The following is a 6,605-nucleotide window of genomic DNA, read 5'->3' on the forward strand; positions in this document are numbered from 1 at the left end:
ATCTGCACGAGATTGTCGATCTTGGTGCCCTGGCCGATGATCGTATCGGACATGGCGCCGCGATCGACGGTGGTGTTGGAGCCGATCTCGACGTCGTCCTGGATAACGACACGGCCGATCTGCGGCACGCGCTCAGGACCCTTGGCCCCGCCGACGAAGCCAAAACCATCCTGGCCTATCCTGGCGCCGCCATGAATGATGACGCGATTGCCGATCAAGGCATACTGGATGCTGGCGCCCGGACCGACATAGCCGTCGCGGCCGATCTGGCAGGATTGTCCGATGACCGCATTTGGGGCGATGACGGTGCCGCTGCCGATCGAAGCACCTGGCCCGACAACCGCGCCGGCCTCGATGACGGCACCGGCTTCGACATGGGCGGTCGCATCGACGTGAGCGTGCGGCGAGACGCCGGTTTCGCTGGTCATTGGCCCTGGTGTCGCCGCCCTCGGAAACAGCAGACGCCCGATCAGCGCGAAGGCCTGTTGTGGACGCGGATGAATGAGAACGGCAACGCTTGCCGGCGCCTTGCCGGCAAATTCCGCCGGGCACAGCACCGCGGCAGCCCGCAGCGACGGCATCAGCGCGGAATTACGCTTGCCGTCGACAAAGACGAGCGCGTTCTCGCCGCCCTCGCTGGCCGGCGCGAGTGCTTCGATCAAAATATTGGAGTGGCCGGAATCGACAAGCACCGAGCCGGTCAGATTCGCGACTTCGCCCGCCGTATACCGGCGTGATGGCGCGAAGAACACCGGATCGGTCATTCCAGAAGCTATATCCAGCTAGGTCGGAACATTTCTCCCGGACCCTGAAGACCCGGGAGCATCGTTGGCCGCCGATCAGAAGCGGGTCGATATGCCGAAGTTGAATTCCTGCACGTCGTCGCGCGCTTCCTTCTTGACCGGGATCGCATAGTCGATACGAATCGGACCGAACGGCGACGCCCACATCAGACCAACGCCGACAGAGGCACGCAGCTGCATGTCCGTTGACTCCTGAGCAACGCTCGTAACCTTGCTGCCATAGAGAGTCGCCGCGTCAGCAAACACAGCTCCGCGAAGGCCGAAGCTTTCCGGAACGACTGGCAGCGGGAACTGGGCTTCAGCAGAAGCATTGAAGTAGGTCGTACCGCCGAGATGGTCACCCGTGAGAGGATCCACAGGCCCGATACCGCCATAGGCGAAGCCACGGATCATGCGGTCCGTGCTCTGGAACTGATCGAAGATACGCAGGCCGTCACTGCCATAACCCTCGACATGGCCGGCGCCGCCCGAAATAAGGCCGACAAGATCAAGCGACTCGGACAACGTCTGATAGACGCTGCCGCGTCCCGTGATCTTCACGAACTTGGCATCGCCGCCAAGACCGGCCACTTCGACGGTTGTGTTGGCATAGATACCCTCATGCGGGTTCTTCATGTCGTCGATGGTGTTGTAGACCAGCCCGAGACTGACCGACGACTTGATCCAAGGGCTCTGATCGATGCCATCAAGGATTGCAGTTGAGATATTGCAAGGGCTGCCAGGAATATAAACCCCATCGGTCAAGCAACCATCGTCAACTTTATATTTTTCCTGCGATATGTTGTACGCCAACTGGGTCGTGATGCTGTCGGTGATCGGCAGGCCGAAACGGATCGTCGCGCCCGTGGTATCGCTGTCATAGTTGTTGTTGTATTCCCGCGTCGACTTATAGATGTCGAAACCGGCGGCGATGCGCCGTCCGAGGAAATAAGGCTCGGTGAAGGACAGGCTGTAGTCGCGTGAATTCTTGCCGCCGCCCGCAGACAGCTTGATGAACTGACCGCGACCGAGGAAGTTGCGCTCGGTCACCGAGCCTTCGACCGACGGACCGGCCGTGTCGCCACCGGTCGAATAACCAGCGCCCACCGAGAACTCACCGGTCGATTTCTCAACCACGTCGACCACCAGAACGACCTGGTCGGGCTGCGAGCCAGGCACGGTCGAGATGTCGACTTTCTCAAAGTAGTTCAAGTTTTCCAGGCGCTTCTTCGCGCGCTGGATGAGCACCTGGTTGAAGGCGTCGCCTTCGCTGACGTCGAACTCCCGGCGAATGACATAGTCACGCGTGCGATCGTTGCCGCGGATCTCGATGCGCTCGATATAGGCCTTGGTGCCCTGGTCGATCGTGTAGACGACCGAAATGGTGTGGTTCTCGAAATTGCGGTCGCCGCGCGGCGTGACCTGCGCGAAGGCATAGCCGGAACCGGCCACCTTCTCGGTCAGCGCGATGATGGAATCCTCGACGTTCTTGGCGTTGTAGACGTCACCCTTGTGCGTCTCGATCACCGATTCCAGCGACTTGCCGTCGACTTCAGGGATCGTGCTCTCGACGCTGACATCGCCGAACGTGTAGCGGTCGCCTTCCTGGACGGTGATGGTGACCGTGTACTTGTTCGTCGCGCTGTCGAGCTCGCCGACGGCGGACACGACCTGGAAGTCGGCATAGCCGTGATTGTAGTAGAAGCGGCGCAGCAGCTCCTGGTCCGCGCGCAGCTTGTCATCGTCGTAGACGTCGTCGCGCAGGATGAAGGAAACCCAGGACGAACGCTTGGTGTTGATGATATCCGACAGGCGGCGGCTGGAATAGGCGCTGTTGCCGACGAAATTGATCGCCGCGATCTGCGTGCGATCGCCTTCGGCAATGTTGAAGACCACATTCACGCGATTGTCGCCAAGCTGCATGACCTGCGTGGTCACGGTCACGTCGTCGCGACCAATGCGCCTGTAGGCAGCCTTGACCGACTCCACGTCGGCATCGAGCGTCGCCTGCGAGAACGTTCCGCGTGGCTTCAGCTGCACCGCCGCCGCGAGCGCATTGTCCTTGAGTTTCTTGTTGTTCTGGAACAGCACCTGGTTGACAACCTGATACTCGGCAACCTTGACCACCAGCGTCGAGCCGACCTGGTTGATCTGCACATCCGAAAACAGGCCGGTGCCAAACAGTGCCTTGACCGCACCGTCGATATCGGAACTGGAGAAAGCCTTGCCCGGCTTGATGGTGATGTAATTGCGGATGGTCTCAGCGTCGATACGCTGGTTGCCGCTTACTTCGACTCTGCTGACGACAGCGGCTTCAGCCGCCGATGTGGCAACGAACTGCACTGCGAGCGCGCCTGGCACGACCATGGCCGCGGACAGGGTCACCGCGGACGCGGCGCTTAGAAACTTGGATGCTGCCTTCATCGGGCTTAATAACCTTTTCTCGTAGTCCCCACGGCGAGAAAACCGGACGTGCGGTAATTTCCCCTACCGTATTAACCGGATTTTCCCTACACGCAAGGCTTCTGGTTAATTTGTATTTACTTAACCCTGCGGCGTGGCTTTCGCGTCACTCATATCCCCTTGCATGGTAAACGGCGTCTCAACATCGTCCATGCAGAAGCCAAATTTCTTCATGATTTCAGCACCCAAACAGATCGTTCCAAAAAACGAACCCCATGAAGCACAGCACCAGAAGCAACCCGGCCCGATAGGCCATTTCCATCATCCGTTCCGACACCGGACGGCGAATGACAGCCTCCACCCCGTAGAACAAGAGGTGACCGCCGTCGAGAGGGGGAATCGGCAAAAGGTTCAGAATTCCGATGCCAACGGATAGCAGTGCAACCAGTTGCACGAGCCATTCGAATCCCAGTTTCGCAGCCCTGCCCGCCATGTCGGCGATCTTCACCGGACCGCCCAACTGACATTTGTCTTCGCGCCCGACAACAAAGCGCTGCAGGAACTGGCCGGTGCGCTGGATGACGTGACCGGTTTCCTCGACCGCCGCCGCGACAGCTCCAACAGGCGTGTAGGTGATGAGCCGTGGCTGGCCGAGTTCCTTGTTGTTGACGACACCGATTACAGCGACCTTGACCTTGTTGCCGAGCGCGTCTTCCTGTTCCATCAGCCGCGGTGCCGCGGTCACAGTGACCTCCCGGCCGTCGCGCAGCATGACGAAAGTGATTGCGTCGTCCGCACGGCCCGAGACCAGGCGTTGGACGTCGCCAAAGGTTTCGACCTTGTTGCCGTCGACGCTGACGAATCGGTCGCCGGGAAGGATGCCGGCCTTCGCCGCCGGGCTGTCGGCGGTCACCTCGGCCACCATGGGCTCGGCGACATAACGGCCATAGGCGGTGAACAGCACGGAAAAGACGACGATCGTCAGCAGGAAATTGAACAGCGGCCCGGCCACCACCGTTGCCGCGCGCTTCCAGATCGGCTGCGTGTGGAAGGCGACCTTGCGCTCTTCCTCGGTCAGCGTTTCAATTTCTTCCGACGTGGGCTGGCTCGATGTGGCGTTCATGTCGCCGACGAATTTGACATAGCCGCCAAGCGGTATCGCACACAGTTTCCAGCGCGTGCCGTGGCTGTCGTTGAAGCCGAAGAGTTCCGGGCCGAAGCCGATCGAGAAGGCCCTGACGCCGATGCCGCACCAGCGCCCGACAAGGTAATGGCCCATTTCGTGGACGAACACGACCACGGTCAGCACGAAGAGGAATGGCACCAGCGTGCCGAGGACAAAGCCTTGTGTGCTGAAAAGCGCGTGAAGAATCTCGTTCAAGACAAACCCTCAAATTCTTCCACGGCGCAGACTGCGCCGTGACTGTGACACCAATCCGGGCGAATCCAAGGCGCATCGCGCAAAGGACCTGAAATGACACCACTCAAACGGGAAACAGACCCTGCGCCGGATGATCGGCGTTCGCCGAAATCCAGCCGATGACGTATAGGGCGAATGCGGCTGCGACAAGCCCATCGACACGATCCATGACGCCGCCATGGCCCGGGATGAGCGCGCCTGAGTCCTTGCGGCCATGGCGGCGCTTGACCCAGGATTCAAACAGGTCGCCTGCCTGCGAGACAATCGACAGCACGAGCGCCACCAGGCCGAGCAATGCCAGATTGCCGACACCGGCAGCTACGGCGAGGACCAGCCCGGCGACGACGCCGCCGAGCGCACCGCCGAGCGCGCCGCTGCGCGTCTTGCCGGGCGAGATAGAGGGCGCCAGTTTCGGCCCCCCAACGGCACGGCCAACGAAATAGGCAAGGATATCGGTGGCCCAGACGACCGCAAACAGGAACAGGATGGCAATGAGGCCCGAACGATCGCCATCGCGCAGCAAGGCGAGCGACAGGCCTGAAACCGCGGCATAGGCGAGGCCGCTCGCATCCCATTGTCCGGTCTTGCGAAGCGAGGCGGCTATCGCCGTTGCGGCAACAATGGCCGCCACAAGCGGTAGCAGCCAGGAGGCGGCCAGGCCGCCGATCAAGGCGCCAACGAAGACGACCAGCAATGCTTCCGGCAGGAAACCCAGGCCCGTGACCCCGGTCGGGCGCGACATGCGGGTCCATTCATAGAAGATCGCCGCCGATATCACGGCGCACAGCAGCCGGAACGGCAGACCGCCGATCCAGGTCAGACCGAGAGTGATGATGGCGAGCACGATCGCCGAAACGACACGCAGCTGGAGATTGCTCATCCCGCGGCCGGTCGCGAAGCGACGTCCTGGCCTCCAAGTCCGCCGAAACGGCGTTCGCGGCCAGCAAACTCACGCAAGGCCTCGGCAAGGTGTTCGCGGCTGAAGTCGGGCCAGTAGCAAGGCAGGAAGACAAGCTCGCTATAGGCGGCCTGCCACAGGAGGAAATTCGACAGCCGAAGCTCGCCGCTGGTGCGAATGACCAGTTCCGGGTCGGGAATGCCTTGCGTATCAAGCGCAACGGCAAAGCTTTCGGCAGATATCGCCTCGGCGTCGAGTTCGCCACGCGCCACGGCCAAAGCGAGCTTTTGCGCCGTGCGAACGATCTCGTCGCGTCCGCCATAGTTGAAGGCGATCACCAGCGTCAGAGATTCATTTGCGGCAGTCAGCGTTTCGGCCTCGTCGAGCAGTCCCCTGATATCGGGCTGCAGCCCTGCCCGGTCGCCGATGATTCTAACCCGCACACCGCTCTGGTGCAGTTCGGCAAGGTCACGGCGGATGAACATTTTCAGAAGGCCCATCAGGTCGCTGACCTCGGATTTCGGCCGCGACCAGTTCTCCGACGAGAAAGCGTAGACGGTCAGGTAGGAGATGCCGAGTCCGGGTGCTGCGCGCACCGTCTTGCGCAGCGCCTCGACGCCGGCACGATGGCCCGCAAGACGAGGCAAGCCGCGCGCCTTGGCCCAGCGTCCGTTTCCGTCCATGATGATCGCGACATGCGCGGGCGTTGCCATGTTCTCGCTTTCGGGTCAGCCGGAGGCCAAGACCCTAAACCTGCATGATTTCAGCTTCCTTATCGGAAAGCAGGTGGTCGATGGTGCTGATCGTCTCGTCGGTAAGTTTCTGAACCTGGTCCGAGCGCTTGCGCTGATCGTCCTCGCTGATGTCGCCGTCCTTCTCCGCCTTCTTCAGGAAGTCCATGCCGTCGCGGCGCACATGGCGCGCGGCGACCCGGGCGTTCTCGGCGTAGGTGTGCGAGATCTTGACCAGTTCCTTGCGTCGCTGTTCGTTGAGTTCGGGAAGCGGAATCCTGAGGTTGGTGCCGTCCACGATCGGGTTGAAACCCAGATTGGATTCGCGGATCGCGCGGTCGACCGCGCCGACCATCGACTTGTCCCATACC

6 protein-coding genes are annotated in these 6,605 nt (G+C 61.2%); all 6 read right to left on the reverse strand.

Annotation, left to right across the window (positions count from 1 at the left end):
• A partial coding sequence (locus tag EN879_RS19675; RefSeq protein ID WP_127274191.1) for a UDP-3-O-(3-hydroxymyristoyl)glucosamine N-acyltransferase occupies nucleotides 1-764 on the reverse strand: 764 nt, incomplete at its 3' end.
• A 75-nt stretch (nucleotides 765-839) separates the two neighbouring features.
• Nucleotides 840-3,206 (reverse strand): outer membrane protein assembly factor BamA, encoded by a 2,367-nt coding sequence (bamA, locus tag EN879_RS19680; protein ID WP_063167969.1) that lies wholly within the window; start codon nucleotides 3,204-3,206, stop codon nucleotides 840-842.
• Between the two features lie 217 nt (nucleotides 3,207-3,423).
• Nucleotides 3,424-4,566, reverse strand: a complete 1,143-nt coding sequence (gene rseP, locus EN879_RS19685) for an RIP metalloprotease RseP (protein WP_063167968.1) — start codon at nucleotides 4,564-4,566, stop codon at nucleotides 3,424-3,426.
• Between the two features lie 103 nt (nucleotides 4,567-4,669).
• The gene (locus tag EN879_RS19690) at nucleotides 4,670-5,485 is read right to left on the reverse strand and encodes a phosphatidate cytidylyltransferase (RefSeq protein WP_013531757.1); all 816 of its coding nucleotides are present in this window, start codon (nucleotides 5,483-5,485) and stop codon (nucleotides 4,670-4,672) included.
• Nucleotides 5,482-6,216 carry an isoprenyl transferase gene (locus EN879_RS19695; protein WP_013531758.1) on the reverse strand — a complete coding sequence of 245 codons (735 nt, stop codon included), beginning with the start codon at nucleotides 6,214-6,216 and terminating at the stop codon, nucleotides 5,482-5,484. The genes EN879_RS19690 and EN879_RS19695 overlap by 4 nt, the downstream gene beginning before the upstream one ends.
• A gap of 34 nt (nucleotides 6,217-6,250) precedes the next feature.
• Nucleotides 6,251-6,605 (reverse strand): ribosome-recycling factor (locus EN879_RS19700; RefSeq protein WP_127274192.1); only part of this gene is annotated, 355 nt, incomplete at its 5' end.

The sequence above is a fragment of the Mesorhizobium sp. M7A.F.Ca.AU.002.02.1.1 genome (assembly GCF_003998535.1).
In the GTDB taxonomy this organism is placed as follows: Bacteria; Pseudomonadota; Alphaproteobacteria; order Rhizobiales; family Rhizobiaceae; genus Mesorhizobium; species Mesorhizobium ciceri.